Genomic DNA, 17,824 nt, shown 5'->3' with positions numbered 1-17,824 from the left:
TTAGTGATGAGCACAGGTACTAAAAAGAAATATTGGCATAGTTTGCTGATGTTCATCATCTTGCTGATAGTTTCCGCTTTGATATTGGTTAATGTCATACGTCCGTATTTGCTGCAGCAAAAGAGCTCAACTCAGGTGACATTGGTCGCTCGTTGGTTAAGTGATGAAGACTGCGGAGAAGTGTGTGTTCCTATGGTGGTTGAATCTGTAAGGTCCACTCAGTTTGAGCACTATATAGGAAAAACGGTTCATCCTTATGGCTATCCAGATCTTGAGAACTTCCTATTCTCGGCTGAGAAAGAGGGGAAGCCCCAGTTTTGCATTTCTGGTTATTTGCACAAATATCAGAAAGGTGTATTGCGCTGGTTCGTTGTCGGAGCAAATGGGTTTCCACTGGAGGTGACCTCAATCGTAGCTCTAAAGCCAAGTGAAGCATGTCTTGAAAATTGATTTAGTTCATCTTCTCTGCCGAGAAGTCGGGTAAAAGTCAGTTAGTAGCTTTCTAGTGCTAGCCACTAAAATAATGGAGTACTTCGCTAAGTAGAATGGGGTAGGTTATTTTTACATGGTGAGAAACTTGAGTGATTCTATCAATGGGATGGTCGAACTAACATCGCCGCCAGTAAAATCAGGCCCAGGAGACACCCTCGGGTAGCCGATAGTCACTGTATTCCACGTGTAGAACGCGCCGATGGCCAGGATTTATCGCTTTACTTGAAGCATGTAACAGGTGTGGGCGCATCACCAGAATTGAACCCTCGTCTGCTTCGCAGGAAATTGGATTGTGTTGTTTGCTGATGTCGTTGGTCATTTCCTGAGTCAGGATGCCGTATTGATGACTGCCGGGAATAACCTTCAGGCAGCCATTGGACTCGTCTGTAGCATCTAGATGTATTCTAAACGTGACCATCTGATTGAGAACGGAAGCGGGTGGCTGCACATGATGAGTGTTATCTTTGATGCTCCACGGCCCCCATTCCTTTAATTCAAATCGCTGAGAGACGGCAACCGTTTTATCCTGGTGCCAGGATACCAGCCAGTTGTTCTCCGGGGTTTTGTCGAAAAGAATGACGCGCACAACGGAAGCTTTTTCTGTTAGATACGCTTTTGCCAATGTAGGTAGTATGGGTGAGTTTATCAGGGCTCTGATAGAAGCGAATCGTTTCTCTGCGTTACGGATACCTCCACGAATGGGAGCGACAGCAGAGAGTGCTAATTCCTGCTTAATAGTCTCGATAATCTCGCTGGAAACGGCATTCTCCAGAAGTTCGTATCCATTTTTATAAAAGGTCATTCTCTAAACTGAATCCGAAAAATGCTTAAGTTAATTTTGCTTAATTATTGAGCGCCTTCTGGTAAGTGATGAGGTCTCTTTCGGAGAAACAGCAAAATACGATTTCTCTCAATGTATTGTGCTCACTCAAAAAGTCGAAGACGGTTTCAATTGCAACCTTTGTCGCCAGCTCAATCGGATAGCCATATATACCGGTGCTGATGCAGGGAAAAGCGATACTCTGGATACCTTGCTCAATTGCGATTTCCAATGAACGCCGGTAACAGGAGGCCAGTAAGTTCTTCTCCCCATTGTCACCGCCCCGCCAGACGGGCCCAACAGTATGGATTATATATTTGGCAGGCAGGTGATAACCTTTGGTGAATTTGGCTTCTCCTACGCGGCACCCGCCAAGCAAGCGGCATTCATGCACCAGGTCCGGGCCAGCGGCTCGGTGAATGGCCCCGTCAACCCCTCCGCCTCCCAGAAGCGAGGAGTTGGCGGCGTTAACTATGGCGTCGACTTGTAGTTTCGTGATGTCGCTTTGCAGCGCATGAACATTAGCGGTCATACGGTTAATACCAAGTTATTAGCTACTTATTAGAGAGTATTTTCTCTTTCCAAGTGAGATAATCCCCACGCTTGTGGGGATTATCTTCAATATGACTAATGCGAATTATGCATACTCTACAGCATCATCTGTTAGCTCTTCACTTTGCAGGATGCCGGCGGCTCTTTGTCTAATTTCTTCAAATTCATAGTCCTTTAACAACTCCCCATTCCTGAATACTGGGACCAGCAGATTCTCTCTTTGTCCAAGATCCTCCCTGCGAATTGTCTTTATCTCGCCGGCCATGCCACGCACTACAGCCAGACGACCTTTCTTGGAGCGCTTGCCCTGATCTGTAACAGGATCTTTATATACATCTCTCCACAGTCCGGCCACCTTCGCCGCAGAGGCCTTCATGGCAAACTTCATGGTGTCGCGGTTGATCTTCTGGAGCAGCTCGCCACCCATGCCAAAGGCGATATTGTCGGCGCTCTGCTTACGCTGTTTCATGGCTTCCAGAATAGCTTCGATGGTTTGTTGTGAAATACCATCGCCTTGGATGACGCGGATACAGCCAGGTAGTACCCGATAACCCCTGTCGTTAACCTCAAAGCCAAATTTCCTCATCAGGCGCTCGATGGTTTCCGTGACAATGGTGACAGGGTCACCGCTGTCAGGCCGCACGATGAGGGTGCCACCGGTAGCTTCGACTTTGGTTTTCAGTTCTTCTCCCCAGATATTGTCGATGGCGTTCCAGAGATCGTAGGAGTCGCTGACCACGGCCACCAATTTTCCTGGGCCGCTGAACTGATCCAGCATGTTGGCATAGGCCTCGGTTTCGTTGTCACGCCCCCAACTGGTGATGGTGCTGTGCTCAGCGGCCGGTATTGAGAAGCCGGCCATTTCGGCACCATAGTAGCGACGGGCCGCCAGGACACCGCTGAGTGTATCGGTACCGAGGAAATTCACCAAGTGAGCGGCCCCACCTACTGCAGCGGCTTCTTCTGTAGTAGCTCCCCGAGCCCCGAAATCGTGTAACTTGAATCCGAGGCTATCACTGTTATCGGCGGTTTCATCCAGATAACGCTGAATGATCTGGCGGCAATTCCAGGAGACGGTCGCCACGGTGGTAGGGTACCAGACAGCTCTTAACAAAGCCGTCTCCACGTAGCTGGTTAACCAGGCACAGTTAGGATCAGTATTGATCACCTGAACCAGGGCATTTTTTACCGGTACTACCGCCCCTTCCGGGATCGCTTCAATCTCAATGGGCAGGTAACCGTTGTGTTTTTCGACTATATAACGCCAACCTGCTTCATTGAACGGTACCCCGTGAGCCTGAAGGATAACTTTGGCTTCATCAACATCTTCCATGGTAATGGGAGAGGTCAGATATTCCTTGATAAACATCTGCAATCCGAAGAATACGGCATCCTTAAACTGCCCACCACGGGCTTCAATATAACTGGAGACCTGAGTGGTCATCGGTGGGTATTGCAGGTAGTGAGACGCTTTATAAGAGTCGACGTTTAAAATGATGTTGCGATTTGTTCTGGTCATGACGGAAATCCTCCTGTCATCGGTTTTAAGAGGAAAGGGTCTGTCCCTTTCCGTTTATATTCGTTGGCCCATTTATTTTCTCTGAGCCGTGTACATTCTTGGGGGGGCTTGCTTGGGGTTCCATTAACCCTTATTGCATCCCGGTCAGTTCCTGGATGATGAAGTAGTGATCTTCAAAAATCTGGTTTGGATCCAGGTCTGCCAGGGGAACCCAGTGTGCATGGCGGGCATCGTCGCCGCCTTTCACTTTGGGAAGTTCTTTGTTGGGTTCCAGTTCAATGTAGAACGCATGGGTAATGGTGCGTCCGCGAGCAGAACGGTGTGGGTCATCAAAGACTTGTTGCCCTTTAATTGAGCCCTTCAATACCGGTCCTGGAACCTTTAGCCGGGTTTCTTCACGCAATTCTCTCAGGCAGGCGTCGACCAGTTTTTCATCCTGATCAACAAATCCTCCGGGTAATGCCAGGAGCCCTTTACCTGGGCGGGCTTTACGTTCCACCATCAACACATGCCCGCTTTGGATGACGACCGCATCTACGGTGACAAATGTCGGCGAGTAGGGGGCTGCACTCCAGGCTTGTTTGTATTTGGCGACAAATTTATGCTCTGACTTGATGTCGCTGTATGCTTCAGTCGATTCGAACTCATTTAACCACTGATTTACGTTATTCGGCAGAAAACGCTCAACATTGTCTTTACCACCATTGAACACCGCTTCCCGGATAGGGGTTGCACTGAGGCTTTCGTAATTGTCGACATTGATGGCTCCCCATTGAGGGAACAGGTTCAGGTAATAGGAACTATTGTCCTTGCTATGGCCGATGAGGCCAATCATTGGACGGTTATGTGGCGTAGCGTGGTGGGCCGTAACGAGGCCGTTGACGGTAGCCTGTACATTTCTGACCCAGCATTCATCGTTGTAAACGATGTCCATCAATGGAGCGACATGGATACGGGAACGGTCTGCTTCTGGCAACGCCCCTTTGATCATGGCTTCGCGTTCTGCGACCGTCCAGGGATTACGTACTGATCGTGGCTGGTGCGCTGAACCGCAGAGAATAATCATTTGATCAGCCTGTTTCAGGCCTGCTTCGATAACAGCAAGATGCCCTTTGTGAAATGGCTGGAAACGTCCGATGAAAACGAGAAAGTCGTATGGTTTTTTATCCATGTCAGCAAACCCCTTGCTGTTGAGATTGAAACCCGGTCTTTCCAGGTTTGTTCAATGTCTGGCTAACGGGATGAATCCCATCCGCAGTGTTAGCTTGAGCAAATAGTGGCTTAAAGCCACTTATGTGTCAACCTATAAAATAAAGAAATTTCAGGATTGGGGAAAATCGTGATTCACCGAAGATATGATAAAGTGGCGCTTTGCCACTAATAACGATGCATACGGAAGCGAATATGGCTGACTATGACACTGAAGAAGAATTCCTGAAGCACTACAACGTCCGTCAATATGACCTCCCCCTTGCGACAGTTGATATGGCGATATTTACCGTTCAGGATCAGCAGCTTCAGGTTCTGCTGGTAAAGCGGGCACTGCATCCGGCCAAGGGGCAATGGGCATTACCTGGTGGATTCATTGATATGAAGAAGGACCAGAGCCTGTCAGATACGGCCTATCGTAAGCTGAAAGAGAAAACGGGGGTGGATACTCCCTACCTGGAGCAGGTAGCTACCTTCGGTAATGCATCGAGGGATCCCCGGGGGTGGTCTTTGACGGTGTCCTATTTTGCTCTGATTTCCAGTGATCAGACGACACTGAGCATGGACAGCCGGTCTGAAGAGGTGGCGTGGGTGCCGGTCACGCAGGTGGGTGAACTGGAGCTGGCATTTGATCACGAGCAGATACTGCAGGCATGTCACGAGCGACTCAGGGCCAAAGTTCAATACACCTCAGTGCCAGTCAATCTGATGCCGGAAGTGTTTACCCTGGTTGAATTGCAAAAAACCTTTGAGATTATTCTGGGTTCACCCATAGAAAAGAAATCTTTTCGTCGACGCATTGCGGATGCGGATATTCTGGAGGAAACCGGCGAGATGAAATCGGGTCCAAGCCGACCGGCTAAGCTGTATAGGGTAAAAAACAAGGGTGAAAACTATTTCTTTACCCGTTTGATGGAGGGAGCACGGTAGCCTCGCCTCAGAATGTGTTATGGGCTGCCATGTATTATTAATAATCAGGCTAAAAAAAACCTTCTTATTACTTCACTAAAAAATAAATAATATCAATAAGGTAGTAGCCTTTGGCTAAAGCTGTGTTACGTCCATGATATAGACTGACACACTCTTTAACCTAAGTGTCTGATTAAATTTCATACTATGTCGCAAACAAAACAACCTGATTCAATTTTTAGCGTACCCAATTTACTGAGTCGAATTAGAGGGTTACCAACGCTATAAAGCTTTTCGATAAAAAGTGTCCGTTTCTCGACAGAGACATCCCCTGATCTTACTTCTAGAGTTACCGCACATGTCCCGGCTGGCAGTCCCAGCATAGGAAATGGCCTAACAGGCCAACTTTCATAAAAACATTCTCTACTTAATAGAGGGGAAGCAATCATCATGGTAATCGATGCGTCTCTGTTTAAACCAACACTTCTCTCTGTCGCTATTTCCAGCATACTTTTAACGGCTTGTGGAGGCGGCGGAGGGAGCAGTAGCTCTACCAGTACCTCGACCACGAGCACGGCCTCTTCCTATGCGTTACCTGAACAATTGGAAATTGTGTCTTCCGGAGAAGATAGCGGGAGCGAATCTGCCCAGCTATCCCGTTCAATGAGCAGTACGGCGAGATCCATGTCGGTGGCAAGGGCCTTTAGCGATGCGGGTACTGACTATCAAAATGCAGAGCAGCATGTTCACACCTGGATGGAAGCACTTGAGCCGGTGGAATTGGTAAATACCATTCTTTGCTTTACGGGTCAGATGAATGCAGATGAGATGATCGGGCAAGGGGCTTATACGGCTCTGATTGATATGGATGAATGCGAATCCGGTGACGCTGACTCGTCGTCTCAATCCGGTGGACAGTCTTCAACGGGAGGAAATACAACCAATTACGTTGAGGCCTATATTGTTTCATCGAAGGACACCTCTACGGGTAATGTCATTGTGCATGCCTGGGTGCCGGAAATGGATGTGGGGGAAGGCGAGCCCACGTTGCTGAAAATGAAAGGCGTGATTAAGTCCGGTGCCACCGAAGAAGATCCTTTTGGCTCTTTCGTTTTGAATTGGGAGATGAAAGATCCGACCAATCCGGATGGTGAAGCTTTTGGATGGGGAGAGTTGGCCACAGTTGAAACTCTGAGCGGTTTTATCGGTTTCACCCTTTATGACTATGGTGAATATGGCGGCGAAGGCGGTAGCGGAACTTATCTGGCCCGGGCCAGCGTTGTGATGCGTGATGATCGTTCCGATGGTGTTGCGCTGACGGCCTTTGAAGATTCTGGAGACTTTGTCGATCGCAATATGGCGTTTGCCGTATCCTTTAACAGCAATAACGTGTTGCTGCAGCAGGCGTCTTCCCTGAGTGAGTTGCCCTTCCGTAACGGCGGTAGCAACAGTGAGGGGGCCTGTCTTGCCAAAGATGACTTCAAGGAAGCTGTCTGGCGTTACGGCATGTTTAATAAGGCCACTGGCGAAGAGATTCAACTCAACGGCGGATTTCCCATTCGCTACGACAGCGATAGCGACGGTAATGTGGACTCCTTTGGTTATGCCAGCTATTGGGGAATCTGGACTGAAGAGGATGGAGCGCTGGACACTGGAGATACCGTCGTCCGGGAATCCCGGGGCGAAGGGGGAACCAATGAAAGTTACACTGTCGTAGAAACCCAGGGCCGCCTGATCAAGAAAGAGATTGAAACGCTTGCGCTCAGCGATGCCTCCGGAATTGATTTCTACTATTGGGATGATTCACTGTTTGATACTGAATTTGACCAGTGGGTAGTGCGCTATGTGGAAGGTCAGTTTATGAAAGTGGCCGGATTGAACTGGGGAGAGCAGGGGCCTCAACGTACAAACCTGGATACTCCTGTCGCCATTACTCTGGAAGTCGGTCACCCATTGTTTATGTATTCCGACCAGCTGGGAGGTGGCGTCCAATACAAACAGGGAGCCAGTGCCCTATCTTTCTATAAAGAAACCATCATGAACGGATCGGAGGCAGAATTCAGCGGTGGTTCGCTGGATCTTGTCTGTCTGGATCGTTGTATCAAAACCGGGCTGACCGTGGATGATTTATCGACCTTCGATGGTGGATATGAAGTGACGGCAGAAACCATGGCGGATGCCTACGATTACAGCATCAGCAATACCGGTGTGAATATGATGTCACTCACGTCGGGCGGTAGTGTTGTCAGTTTCCCGGATGGTTTGCCGGAAGACTCACCTAATGCCTGGGGGATTCAAAGTGGCCCTATGGTGACTGCGGCGGTGGCTGGAACACTGTCAGACCCCTTTGAAGTATACGATGCCGAGCAGGTTGATACTTTCTATGTGTGGGAGACCGGTCCCAACGATTGGAACAAAACCACCATGCTGGTCGATTCCGAGGGTGATGCTGTTACCTTCGACAAGCCGATTGAATTTTCCTACACCCATAGTGAGGCCAACCACCGGGATGGGTCGGCTTTTACCTATGCGGAAGTTGGTCCACAGACCTTTATGCTCCAGTATAACGGCCCTGGTGATCTGCACGGCATTCCGTTCGTCCAGATTGGCGGTGAGGAATCCGATCGCTGGTACCCGGTATTTAATCTGAAGGACGGAACCGTCATTGGGCCTGAAGGGCAATATGTGGTCAAAGCGCTGGATATCGAGCGTAAGATGAATGAAGACTCCGATGGTTGCGGCTCGCTGGTCGTTAATGAACCCGCCGCTCCTGTTCCATCTGATGTTTCGGTTAACCTGGATGATTTGGGGGTGGTGCCTGAAGTCGATGGCGGACCCTCCTATGTCGGTGGCGAGGCGACGGACTCATGAGGTTGCATTAAACCTATCGACAGCTCTGAAAGGCGAATTCTTGAATAGAAAGGGTGGGGATAAACCTCACCCTTTTTTATTAGGTGTTCTCAAATGCCCCTCAACTGGTCTATAACAGTATAAGGACTGACGCGAAATAGTTGTCCGGATCCAGTCAGGTTCCGGGTTCGCCATTGTTTTGCAGATGAAACTCAAAGGGGGCATGGAGTGTCTGAAAATCTGACTATTGATTCTGGTTGTCTGGAAAAACCATGGAGGCTCTGCTGGTTAATTGTCTTGGTAGTGGCCTCTACCCATCTTAGAGCAGAATATGAGGGGCATCTGGATGCCTACATGAACCTGGGATATGGCAGTGGGCAGTTGGACTGGAATATCGCGGATTCTGACGGGCACCCCAATGTTCTTTCCGAGCTGATCTTCAATGCCGATGATGTGGTGATTCTCGAACTGGGAGGGCGCCTGTTTATCGACAGCGGTCCTCTTAAGCATGTCTTTGGGGAAATGCGGGGATGGGCTGGCATGATTGAGGATGGTACCTCAGAAGACCGGGATTGGAATTCCGACAACCGGGAGGATCTTTATAGTTTTTCCCGCTCTGAGCTGTATGGACATAAGCTCAAAAAGTTCTCTTTGGCATTGGGCTACAGACTGCCCTTGAACGACATGCTGACTCTTTCGCCGATGGTCGGGTATGCCTATTCTTCTCAAAGCATGCAGGTGAGAAATGGTTTTCAGTTAGTGTCCGAATCTCCAAGCACGGCGGATTTGGGGCCATTCGACGATCTGGACAGCAGCTATAACGCTGAGTGGTGGAGTTTTTGGGTAGGAGGGGAAGTGGTGTTCAGTTTCGCCGAACAGCACGATATCCTGCTCCGTGTTGAGCTCCATGCTGCTGATTACGAAGCAAAGGCCAACTGGAATCTCAGGAATGATTTGGCGCATCCCGTCAGCTTCCGTCATGACATGGATGACCAGAAAGGCTATCTGATAGGTATACGGTACCGCTACCCGATTTATCAATCTCTGTCGATTACCGCCGGAATTGAGTATGAGAAGTTGGAAGGGGATGATGGTACTGACACTATTTTTCTTTCCGACAGCACGACAATTGTCTCCCCTCTGAATGAGGTTAACTGGGAGTTGACCCGATTTAATGTCGGTGCTAATTACCGCTTCTAAGCCCCATTAATTGTTGAATCCTTTTGAAGTAGGGCTGGTTTAAGGGAATGAACAAAGTTTAATTAACGTTGTTTATTTTGTTAACCAGTCATCAGTTATCGCGTGAGGGCTTTTGTTAAAGTCTTGCCGCAGTCCATTAACAATTACAAAAAAAAGGAAACGACAATGAAACACTTCTCTGTGCACTTCAGGCACTCGCTGCCTTCCTTTGGCCTTAAAACCGTATTAAAAGCATCATTGGCATTGCTGCTCGCAGCTGCAATGACCGGCTGTGGCGGTGTTGGGAGTCTGGCCAGTAATCCCCGTGTAACCGATGCGGATAACAATCAGGTCGTCACTGTTGGTGACTCAATCTTTGCCTTGTCAGGTGAACTGCAGGACTTTCTGGAAGAGTATGCCGGTCAGACTTTCCGTCGTTACACCATTTCCGGGGCGGAACTCACCGGAGGTATCATCGCCACTTCCATTGCAGATCAATACGAGATTGCCCGTTCGGATAACAGCGACATCGAAACGATCGTCATGGATGCCGGCGGTAATGACATCCTGATTCCTGCCATCATGCTGGATCCCTATGACTGTAAGACTCAGTGGTATGAGTTCGGTAAGTTGAGCAGCACCTGCAAAAACTTCATCAATGATCTGTACGTGGACGCGGTCAATCTGCTCAACGATATGCATGCAGACGGCGTGGATAACGTCATTTACCTGGGATACTACTACACCAAAAACGGCTTGTTCCTGTTGGATAGCATGGAAGAGGCAGTGGATTACGGGGATGGAAAACTGGCTCAGGCCTGCAGCTATTCCTCAGCCAACTGTCAGTTCGTAGATCCTCGCTCATCGATCAATGACAGCGATATTATCTTTGACGGTATTCATCCCAACACAGGTGGTTCCAGAAAGCTGGCGAATCTGATCTGGCCGAAATTACAGCCGCTGCTGTAATCCATGAGCCGCTGTAATTCATAAGAAGTATATATGAGCAAAGCTGAGTTTCAGACGGTAGTGAACCTGTCGTCTGATTCCAGCTTATCCCTGAGTTTCAAATAATTATAAAGAGCTGTTATGAAGCGTGCTTTCGTTGTTGTTACGGCCGTGTTGACATGTGCCATGGCGGGAGCGGTTTACTGGGTGAACAAACCTGTCGGTAGTAACCTGGATGAATCTGTATCCCTCGATACCCGTTCATCAGGAGTCGCTGACATGCCAGGGACCGGTGTTGTTGAAAATAATATTGCTGCGGGGGCGCCTGGGGCTTTTGCTGGCCAGGGTATCGAGTCCTATATCGACGCGATGGCGATGGAACTGCTTGAGACGTATGGAGACACCATTCAAAACCGGCGTACGCAAGCTAAATTGCTGGCAGTGCGGGATCAAGTTCTTGGACTGTATCCCGTGGAAGGGGAGGCCGTTTTTGCCAGAATTCTGGCATTGGCTTTTCCTGGTTATGCTGATCAGATTCTGGAAACCATCAATTTAATGGCGGGCTATGAGAATTGGTTGGCGGAAAATCAACTCGCCCTGAGTGAAATGTCCTTTCTGGAAAGAGAAGGAGCAATCTGGCACAAACGTCGGCAGATGTTTGGAGAGGATGCTGAACTCATCTGGGCCGAGGAAAAGCAGGCGTGGGCGCAGAAGCAGCAGAAGATCCAGCAAGTGATCATGACTTTGGATCAATCTGATGCCAACTCCCTGGATGAAACGCTGTTTCAGTTGCAGAGTGCTCTGAACGATACCTACGGCAACGGCGTCGAAAGGCTGGCCATGGATAACGGTGTGATTGCCCAGGTGTACTTCGGATTCGAATCCGTTCAGGGCAAGCTTCGGGGGATGTCTCCGGATCAGCGACAGTTAGAAATCAATCAACTGCGGAAGCAGTTGGGATATTCCGATGAGCAGATTCAGCGGCTTGAGGAGCGAGACCTGAAACGCAATCAGCGCTGGGATAACGGTCTTGCCTATATGGCAGAGCGCAATGCGTTAACCACCAGATTGAGTGGCCCTGAACTGGAGCGGGAGCTCGACCAGTTGAGACTTCGCTATTTCAAGCATGAGGCAAAAACCATTGCGCTGGAAGAAAAGGATGGCTTTTACCGTTATGAAAGACCTCGCCTTTATGGGAGGAATTAGTTGTTTGCTCACATTGTGAGAGATGGCTGCCTGATGGGTAAAAATAACGTAAACAGAGTTCCTGATTCCGGACGATCGGGGGATTTTTCTGAGGACTGGACTTCCACATTTCCCTGCAGTTTGTCTATGAATGCTTTCATGATGGACATTCCGTATCCGGAACCTGTTTCTGCTTCTGTTCCCGCTCGGGATGAGTTTTCTTCAACGGAAAACAGTTTCTCGACAAGTGATTGAGACATTCCGACCCCGTAGTCTCTTATCATTACCTTTGCATAGTCCTGATGCTGCTCAGCGGTAATGTCTATAGAGCCGCCGCGGTATGAGAACTTGATGGCGTTGGAAATAATGTTACCCATTATCTGATTATTAAAGGCGATTGGATCTACGAATATCATCAAATCTTTATGCTGTTCAAAATCATAGTTCAGATGAATACTCTTTTTGTCCAGACTCGCTTGCATGATAAAGCAAAGGTTGTGAATGCATTCGTTTAACGGGTAGGGCCTGGGGGTAATGGACAGATTGCCGGCTTCAACCGAATACATGTTGCGTACGCTCTGGGATATTTCCACCATGGTGTTGCAGGCTTTTTCAACAATGTCGACCGACATTTCGCGAGAGTCTTCCTGCTTGCTGCGAAGGCCCGTTGAGGCCATGGAAATCAGTGAGATTGGTGTGGCGATGTCATGATTGAGTACACGGAGCAGCACGCTGATATTCTTATTTTTCCTTGAGAGATCCCGTTCATGTTTCTCCAGTAACATGAGGTGAACGAGTATCAGCGTGGCCCATAACAAGACGCCTTTCCTGCCGATGATGATGCCACCGAGCATAGGCAATATTCCCAGCCAGATCAGGATATGGCTGTTAAACCCTCCGGTGAAATACGAAAAGGATCCCTGATGTACCATGCCGGCACCCAGCATGATACTGCAGACAAGTAGACCGTTGTTCGTTACGCGGAAAAGAAGCGGTGACAGCAGGTGGACCATAGAGGCTATAAAGCCAATGATGCCTGGAATTGGGGAGCTGATGGTGGCATAAGCGAGAAAGGCGTATGCCCACATCAGCGCACCTGTTGTAAGTACGGTGACCGTGTGGGAGTGGACAATCCTGAGGTCGATGTCCTGTCTTTTGATCCGGGTGGAGGCAACCAGTTGAAACAGTCGATAGTAGACTGTGATGATCGGATTACTTTTTTCGGCTTTGATGATAAGACTATTCACATTTTCAACTTACGAAAATTCAGTCAGGGTTATACCCAGCTGCGCCACCATTAGCACGGCTTCCGTGCGGTTGCGCACTCCCAGTGCTCTGAATGCTGCTGACAAATGAGCCTTCACCGTGCCTTCAGAAATCCTCAGCTCTTTGGCTATGGCCTTGTTCGACTTGCCTTGGATCACATTCAGCAGAACTTCATGCTGCCTTTCTGAAAGACTATCTACAGGGTGGTCTGTTGCCATGGGGATGCGGATATTCGACATACCCCGTGGGGGGATCATATTCTGGATGGCTGGAGGAGGGATATAAGTTCCGCCAGCCAAGATCAGTTGGAGTGCGGCGGAAGTGGAAGCTCCGATGGAAATTCCGGCAGTGATGCCGATGATCAGGTGACGATAAGCGGAACGGCTGAAGCGCCAGGTGGCGTGGTCGCTTATTTTCGGGAACCGGGGCTGCTTGAAATCGTATCGGGATACCTGATTTCGCCGGTGGCCGCAGCCATTACAGGCCTTGAGCCAATCACCGGGGCAACCGTTGAGCTGATCCGAATTGACAATGATGGGAATCAGATCGGTGAAGTTCTGGCAACAACGGTGACCTCTATCACTGGTGATTACGTTCTGACACTGCCGGAGGGGACTGATTTGTCCGGTGACCTTATCGTCAGAATCACAGGGGCGGGAGACACAGAGTTGAGGGCACAGGTAGTCGATCAGGAAGTGGATATCTCTCCTGTAACCGAGTTCGTGCTGCAAAAATTTATCGCCCAGGGCTCGGACCTGGACCATCTGACGACAACCTCCGTGGTTAAGTTGCGAGGTCAGGTCGAGGAGTTTGATCTGACCGCTGATCCTGGTGCTGATCTCTCGGATATGTTGGTCGCACTGGAGCAGGAAACCGGGGAGTTCGTAGACAGCCAGATCGATATCATTGATACAACCGGTGGGGATGCAGCTGGTTTGGTCGGAGACTATCGTTCTTCTGGCCTGAATATCAGCCTTCACGATGATGACGGACAGTACGGTATTGGAACCTTTGCGGCCGATACCTGGATTTCTGCTTTTTCCCTGGAAGACGGGGGCGCAGGAGTCGTGGAATTAACCTGGGAAGGAGAAGAAGGAGCCTGGGCAAATCTATCAGGTTCTGATTTGGCACCGCAGAACAATTCTCTTAATTATTATGTGGATATCGACGATGACACGGAGGAGGTTGAGGGCCTGCTGACAGCTGATGGTCTTCTGGCGGTAGAGTCAGAATTTGAGGAAGAAATCGATGGTGACTTTGCATGGCGCTGGCCGCCGACTTTGTTCAGGCTGCAGCGTGTGCAGGATCGAGCGCTATTTATTCTGCAGGCAGAAGAGGCGGGGGTGCGGTACCAGTCTGTTGATACTGATAACAACGGTGAGAAGGATGCCCTGGACCCTGATGAGCGGGAAGGGGATGAGGTTGGGCGTTCGATAGAAGTCTTTGCGAGAAAGCCGGTCAACATGACTGAAGCTGATCTGGTTGGCAGTTTTGGTCGAATCTACTTCGGGGTAACTCTAAATTCAAACGGCCAGGCCGAGGTTGAAACTGAAACCAACAAGTTGGAGTTTGATGGTGCTGGTGGCCTGGACTACGGGCTTGCATCAAAGAGAATGTTGTCACGCCAGTCTAATGGTGCGGTTGAGTATGATGATACCCAGTCTGAAGGTCCCTATTCTGGTATTCCTGTCGTCGTCTCATCCACTGGTGATGTGGAAAGTATTGCCGGTGAACAAACGGATGGTTACATCAATGACACTTATGACTTCTTCGCATTTGCGAGTTCAGAGGGGGAAGATGGTAGCCAAGGAAGCTTTTCTGCTGCCTATGGTGTGAAGTTACCGGTGGATAACGCGCCATCCGTGAACGGCAGGCAATACCGTGTTTTCTTTATGGGCCTGGCATTTTCAGGCACTGCAATAGATTTAAGTAATTTGCGCTTTAATAACATGCTCACCTTTTCCAGCGAGACAGTTGGGGCTCTCACTGCACGCAGTTCGACGGTCAGCAAAGCATCACTGTCCTCAAGTGTGGAGGTTGAGAATACGGATGAGTTCTCCTTGGATGCTTCGATTAGTGTGAGTGGAGACGGTAGCACGACAATGACTCTGGACGATGATCCTTCGACGCTGATGTTCAACGGATATATGAACGCTGATGGCGACTTGGGAATCTTCGTTACAACCTACGGAGAAGAGGGGCAGGATCCGGAAGAGTTGGGATTGGCTATTCTGGTGGAAGTGGATTCCGTTCAATAGCAGATCGGTACCTCCGGGGAGACGGGAGCCCGTCTAAGGGCTCCCGTCAATCCGTTAGCTTCCAGGAGCTTGCAGCACACCTCGGACTATCTTGTCCTTGCTGCGAGTGCCTGGGTGATCAATCTGGTTGAGGAGCATTTCGACCGCCATTTCCCCCAGTTGGGAAGCATCGTGATAGATGCAGGGAAACTTAAGATTGAAAATATCCGCATTGGGCAGCTCATCGATGCCGAATACAGGGATGTCGTCCATGCTCAGGTTTAATTCACTCATCGCTTTCATGATGCCAATCGTAATCATCACGTTGAAAGCAAAGATCGCATCCGGGCGGTGTCCCTCATTGAGGTAACGTTTGACCTCTTCATAGGCGGGCCCCTGAGTGTAGTCTCCATAGCGTACATCGATACTGGTCGGCTCAGGTGAGTCTTCCAGTGCCTGGTGCAGACCCTGATAACGCAGAATGGAGATCTGGGATTTCTTGGGGCCGGCGACCGCCAGAATGTTGCGATGCCCCTTGGACAGCAGGTACTGCCCGCCTCGATAACCGCTCAGATAATTGTCCAGATAGACACCACTGAAGGGGGCGGAGTTCAACTGACGGTCCACTTGCACCACTGGGATATTGGAGCGCTGCAACTGGTCCAGGTAGGCCGGTTTATAGTCTTCATCATCGGAAATGGCTGACAGGATAATGCCGTCGACCTGGTAGCTCAGCAGCGTTTCGATCGCCTTGGCTTCAATAGATTCCGTGGCATCGGTATCGAACAGCATGATGGTGTAATTGCGCTTTTTGGCTTCACGGGAAATGGTTTTGATCATCTGTCCGTAAAACGGGTTGTACAAGCTGGCAGTCACGATACCGATCAGCCCGCTTTTGCTGTTTTTCAGATTCCGGGCAAATGCATTGGGAACATAATTGAGCTCCCTGGCCACCGCCTGTATTCGTTCCAGGGTTTCCTGCTTAACCAGTTCAGGCTTGTTTAAAGCGCGGGACACGGTTGTTGTGGTCATATTGACGCGACGGGCAATGTCCGCAATGGTGGCTTTGGAATTTTTTGTTGTCATAGGCTCATATATCGCATATCAACGGTCGGCTATATAACTTTAGCCTGACGACCAAAAGTGAACGTTAACATAGGGTTCTGTTTAGCGTCAAAAATCTTGCAGGGAATGTGATGTCTTTCGATTTATTCAGAAATTTTTTCAGTGATACATGAGACGATACTGGTCCTACCAAAAAAGTAAGTTATGTTTTGTCAGCTATAATCTCTCTTCTGTAAACTGTTCTTTTAATCTATTGAAATAAAAGGAAAATATATTTTAAAATCATTGGGTTGAAAGTTCTTTCAGGGGCTTGAAAAAGAGCTTTAACTCACTCCGTGAAACAAATTTCTGGTTGCAATCAAAAAAACGAAGTGCTAAAACGACAACATGCTGAATTGATCGGCATGAGCAGATGTCAAAATGTTAACGTTAACATTTGTGAAGTCTAGCGGAGTGACAACGACTCCGTTGTAGTAGGCAGATGCTGGAAGCAAGCCTGATAACATCAGGTTTTTTTAAGGATGAAAATGTAAACGTCAACATTTCTGGTGTCAGATGTTTAATCCTCTAAAAATAACAAAGGATGAAGCTATGTTTGCCTTAAAAAACAAAGTCCTTTCCGTCGTTAGCGGCGTTGCTCTCACTCTTGGTCTAACCGGTCCTGTCCACGCTGAAAAACTCAAAATAGGTATGTCATTTCAGGAGCTTAACAATGCTTACTTCGTCACCATGAAGGAAGCGCTGGAAAGTGCCGCCAAATCCATGGGTGCGGAAGTGATCATTACCGATGCCCGCCACGATGTCTCCAAACAGATCAGCGATGTTGAAGACATGTTGCAGCGCGGAGTGGATATCCTCCTGCTGAACCCCACAGACTCTGTCGGTATACAGTCTGCGGTGATGACCGCCCATGAAGCGGGTGTGATCACCGTTGCGGTAGATGCCCAGGCAGAAGGTCCGCTGGATTCTTTCGTTGGCTCCAAAAACTACGATGCGGGTTACATGGCCGGAAAATATCTGGCTGAGCAGCTCGGCGGGAAAGGTGAGGTGGCGATTCTCGACGGTATCCCGGTCGTACCTATCCTTGAGCGTGTTCGTGGATTCAATGATGCCATGAAGGAATTCCCCAACATCAAAATCGTCGGTAAGCAGAATGGTAAGCAGGAGCGTGACATGGCGATGAATGTCACCGAGAACATGCTGCAAGCCAATCCTGGACTGGACGGTATATTCAGTGTCAATGACACTGGTGCGCTTGGTGCCTTGACAGCCATTGAAGCCAGTGGCCAGGACGTGAAGCTGGTGAGTGTGGACGGACATCCGGAAGCCATCAAGGCCATGATGAAGCCTGGTTCCAAGTTCATCGCCACTTCGGCTCAATATCCCCGCGATCAGGTCCGTCTGGGTCTGGCTGTCGCCATGGCAAAAATGTGGGGAGCCAATGTGCCGGCAACGGTACCGGTCGAGGTTACCCTGATCGACAAAGACAAGGCTGCCGGTTTCAGCTGGTAGTGGCGGTAGGCCAGGTTTATACCTACCCCATGTCATCGTACTCGGCTACTCTTATATAAAGGAGTAGCTGGGTACACGGAG

Annotated in this window: 15 protein-coding genes; 8 read left to right on the top strand and 7 right to left on the bottom strand. The window is 49.3% G+C overall.

All coding sequences use genetic code 11. From position 1 onward, the window contains the following. Window positions 1–6: 6 nt before the first annotated feature. A complete protein-coding gene (locus BTA51_RS03960) occupies window positions 7–450 on the top strand; it encodes a hypothetical protein (RefSeq protein ID WP_094706126.1) in 444 nt (147 codons plus the stop codon). 178 nt (window positions 451–628) lie between these two features. Here the strand turns inward: BTA51_RS03960 and BTA51_RS03955 are convergent, their stop codons facing one another. From BTA51_RS03955 to BTA51_RS03940, 4 genes are all read right to left on the bottom strand, one after another. Next, entirely contained in the window at window positions 629–1,294 is a 666-nt protein-coding gene (locus tag BTA51_RS03955; protein WP_094706125.1) for a phytanoyl-CoA dioxygenase family protein, read from the bottom strand. Between the two features lie 40 nt (window positions 1,295–1,334). Beyond that, window positions 1,335–1,844 (bottom strand): O-acetyl-ADP-ribose deacetylase, encoded by a 510-nt coding sequence (locus BTA51_RS03950; protein ID WP_094706124.1) that lies wholly within the window; start codon window positions 1,842–1,844, stop codon window positions 1,335–1,337. A 105-nt stretch (window positions 1,845–1,949) separates the two neighbouring features. Beyond that, window positions 1,950–3,383, bottom strand: a complete 1,434-nt coding sequence (locus BTA51_RS03945) for a nicotinate phosphoribosyltransferase (RefSeq protein ID WP_094706123.1) — start codon at window positions 3,381–3,383, stop codon at window positions 1,950–1,952. A 130-nt stretch (window positions 3,384–3,513) separates the two neighbouring features. After that, on the bottom strand, window positions 3,514–4,554 hold the full coding sequence (locus BTA51_RS03940) for a bifunctional nicotinamide-nucleotide adenylyltransferase/Nudix hydroxylase (protein ID WP_094706122.1): 1,041 nt from the start codon (window positions 4,552–4,554) through the stop codon (window positions 3,514–3,516). Window positions 4,555–4,787: 233 nt separating this feature from the next. Here BTA51_RS03940 and BTA51_RS03935 point away from each other — a divergent pair, with 233 nt between their 5' ends. The 5 genes from BTA51_RS03935 to BTA51_RS03910 all read left to right on the top strand — a co-directional run bounded on the left by BTA51_RS03935 (window position 4,788) and on the right by BTA51_RS03910 (window position 11,684). Further along, on the top strand, window positions 4,788–5,522 hold the full coding sequence (locus tag BTA51_RS03935) for an NUDIX domain-containing protein (RefSeq protein WP_094706121.1): 735 nt from the start codon (window positions 4,788–4,790) through the stop codon (window positions 5,520–5,522). A gap of 429 nt (window positions 5,523–5,951) precedes the next feature. Next, window positions 5,952–8,372 carry a hypothetical protein gene (locus BTA51_RS03925; RefSeq protein WP_168188051.1) on the top strand — a complete coding sequence of 807 codons (2,421 nt, stop codon included), beginning with the start codon at window positions 5,952–5,954 and terminating at the stop codon, window positions 8,370–8,372. Between the two features lie 207 nt (window positions 8,373–8,579). Then, entirely contained in the window at window positions 8,580–9,551 is a 972-nt protein-coding gene (locus BTA51_RS03920) for an omptin family outer membrane protease (protein ID WP_094706118.1), read from the top strand. A gap of 165 nt (window positions 9,552–9,716) precedes the next feature. Beyond that, the gene (locus tag BTA51_RS03915; RefSeq protein ID WP_094706117.1) at window positions 9,717–10,499 is read left to right on the top strand and encodes an SGNH/GDSL hydrolase family protein; all 783 of its coding nucleotides are present in this window, start codon (window positions 9,717–9,719) and stop codon (window positions 10,497–10,499) included. A gap of 120 nt (window positions 10,500–10,619) precedes the next feature. Continuing rightward, window positions 10,620–11,684, top strand: a complete 1,065-nt coding sequence (locus tag BTA51_RS03910; RefSeq protein ID WP_094706116.1) for a hypothetical protein — start codon at window positions 10,620–10,622, stop codon at window positions 11,682–11,684. A gap of 8 nt (window positions 11,685–11,692) precedes the next feature. On the opposite strand, the gene BTA51_RS03905 is transcribed toward BTA51_RS03910, so the two are convergent. Together BTA51_RS03905 and BTA51_RS30115 are read right to left on the bottom strand one after the other, a co-directional pair. Next, window positions 11,693–12,910 (bottom strand): sensor histidine kinase KdpD, encoded by a 1,218-nt coding sequence (locus tag BTA51_RS03905; protein ID WP_094706115.1) that lies wholly within the window; start codon window positions 12,908–12,910, stop codon window positions 11,693–11,695. A 9-nt stretch (window positions 12,911–12,919) separates the two neighbouring features. Then, a complete protein-coding gene (locus BTA51_RS30115; protein ID WP_210404764.1) occupies window positions 12,920–13,168 on the bottom strand; it encodes a response regulator transcription factor in 249 nt (82 codons plus the stop codon). A gap of 66 nt (window positions 13,169–13,234) precedes the next feature. On the opposite strand from BTA51_RS30115, the gene BTA51_RS03895 reads away from it, so the two are divergent. Continuing rightward, on the top strand, window positions 13,235–15,187 hold the full coding sequence (locus BTA51_RS03895; protein WP_210404763.1) for a hypothetical protein: 1,953 nt from the start codon (window positions 13,235–13,237) through the stop codon (window positions 15,185–15,187). Window positions 15,188–15,241: 54 nt separating this feature from the next. On the opposite strand, the gene BTA51_RS03890 is transcribed toward BTA51_RS03895, so the two are convergent. After that, window positions 15,242–16,252: a LacI family DNA-binding transcriptional regulator gene (locus tag BTA51_RS03890; protein WP_094706112.1), complete on the bottom strand. Its 1,011-nt coding sequence runs from the start codon at window positions 16,250–16,252 to the stop codon at window positions 15,242–15,244. Window positions 16,253–16,822: 570 nt separating this feature from the next. On the opposite strand from BTA51_RS03890, the gene BTA51_RS03885 reads away from it, so the two are divergent. Beyond that, the gene (locus tag BTA51_RS03885; RefSeq protein WP_094706111.1) at window positions 16,823–17,743 is read left to right on the top strand and encodes an ABC transporter substrate-binding protein; all 921 of its coding nucleotides are present in this window, start codon (window positions 16,823–16,825) and stop codon (window positions 17,741–17,743) included. Window positions 17,744–17,824 lie beyond the last annotated feature (81 nt).

Source organism: Hahella sp. CCB-MM4 (assembly GCF_002260525.1).
Lineage (GTDB): Bacteria > Pseudomonadota > Gammaproteobacteria > Pseudomonadales > Oleiphilaceae > Hahella.
The sequence above is the reverse complement of the archived record's forward strand: the minus strand, read 5'-3'. Positions and strand labels throughout refer to the sequence as shown.

Excerpts from the sequence above, each read along its gene's own strand:
- BTA51_RS03960 (WP_094706126.1), top strand. The coding sequence starts at position 7 with ATGAGCACAGGTACTAAAAAGAAATATTGGCATAGTTTGCTGATGTTC.
- BTA51_RS03955 (WP_094706125.1), bottom strand. The coding sequence starts at position 1,294 with ATGACCTTTTATAAAAATGGATACGAACTTCTGGAGAATGCCGTTTCC.
- BTA51_RS03950 (WP_094706124.1), bottom strand. The coding sequence starts at position 1,844 with ATGACCGCTAATGTTCATGCGCTGCAAAGCGACATCACGAAACTACAA.
- BTA51_RS03945 (WP_094706123.1), bottom strand. The coding sequence starts at position 3,383 with ATGACCAGAACAAATCGCAACATCATTTTAAACGTCGACTCTTATAAA.
- BTA51_RS03940 (WP_094706122.1), bottom strand. The coding sequence starts at position 4,554 with ATGGATAAAAAACCATACGACTTTCTCGTTTTCATCGGACGTTTCCAG.
- BTA51_RS03935 (WP_094706121.1), top strand. The coding sequence starts at position 4,788 with ATGGCTGACTATGACACTGAAGAAGAATTCCTGAAGCACTACAACGTC.
- BTA51_RS03925 (WP_168188051.1), top strand. The coding sequence starts at position 5,952 with ATGGTAATCGATGCGTCTCTGTTTAAACCAACACTTCTCTCTGTCGCT.
- BTA51_RS03915 (WP_094706117.1), top strand. The coding sequence starts at position 9,717 with ATGAAACACTTCTCTGTGCACTTCAGGCACTCGCTGCCTTCCTTTGGC.
- BTA51_RS03910 (WP_094706116.1), top strand. The coding sequence starts at position 10,620 with ATGAAGCGTGCTTTCGTTGTTGTTACGGCCGTGTTGACATGTGCCATG.
- BTA51_RS30115 (WP_210404764.1), bottom strand. The coding sequence starts at position 13,168 with ATGTCGAATATCCGCATCCCCATGGCAACAGACCACCCTGTAGATAGT.
- BTA51_RS03890 (WP_094706112.1), bottom strand. The coding sequence starts at position 16,252 with ATGACAACAAAAAATTCCAAAGCCACCATTGCGGACATTGCCCGTCGC.
- BTA51_RS03885 (WP_094706111.1), top strand. The coding sequence starts at position 16,823 with ATGTTTGCCTTAAAAAACAAAGTCCTTTCCGTCGTTAGCGGCGTTGCT.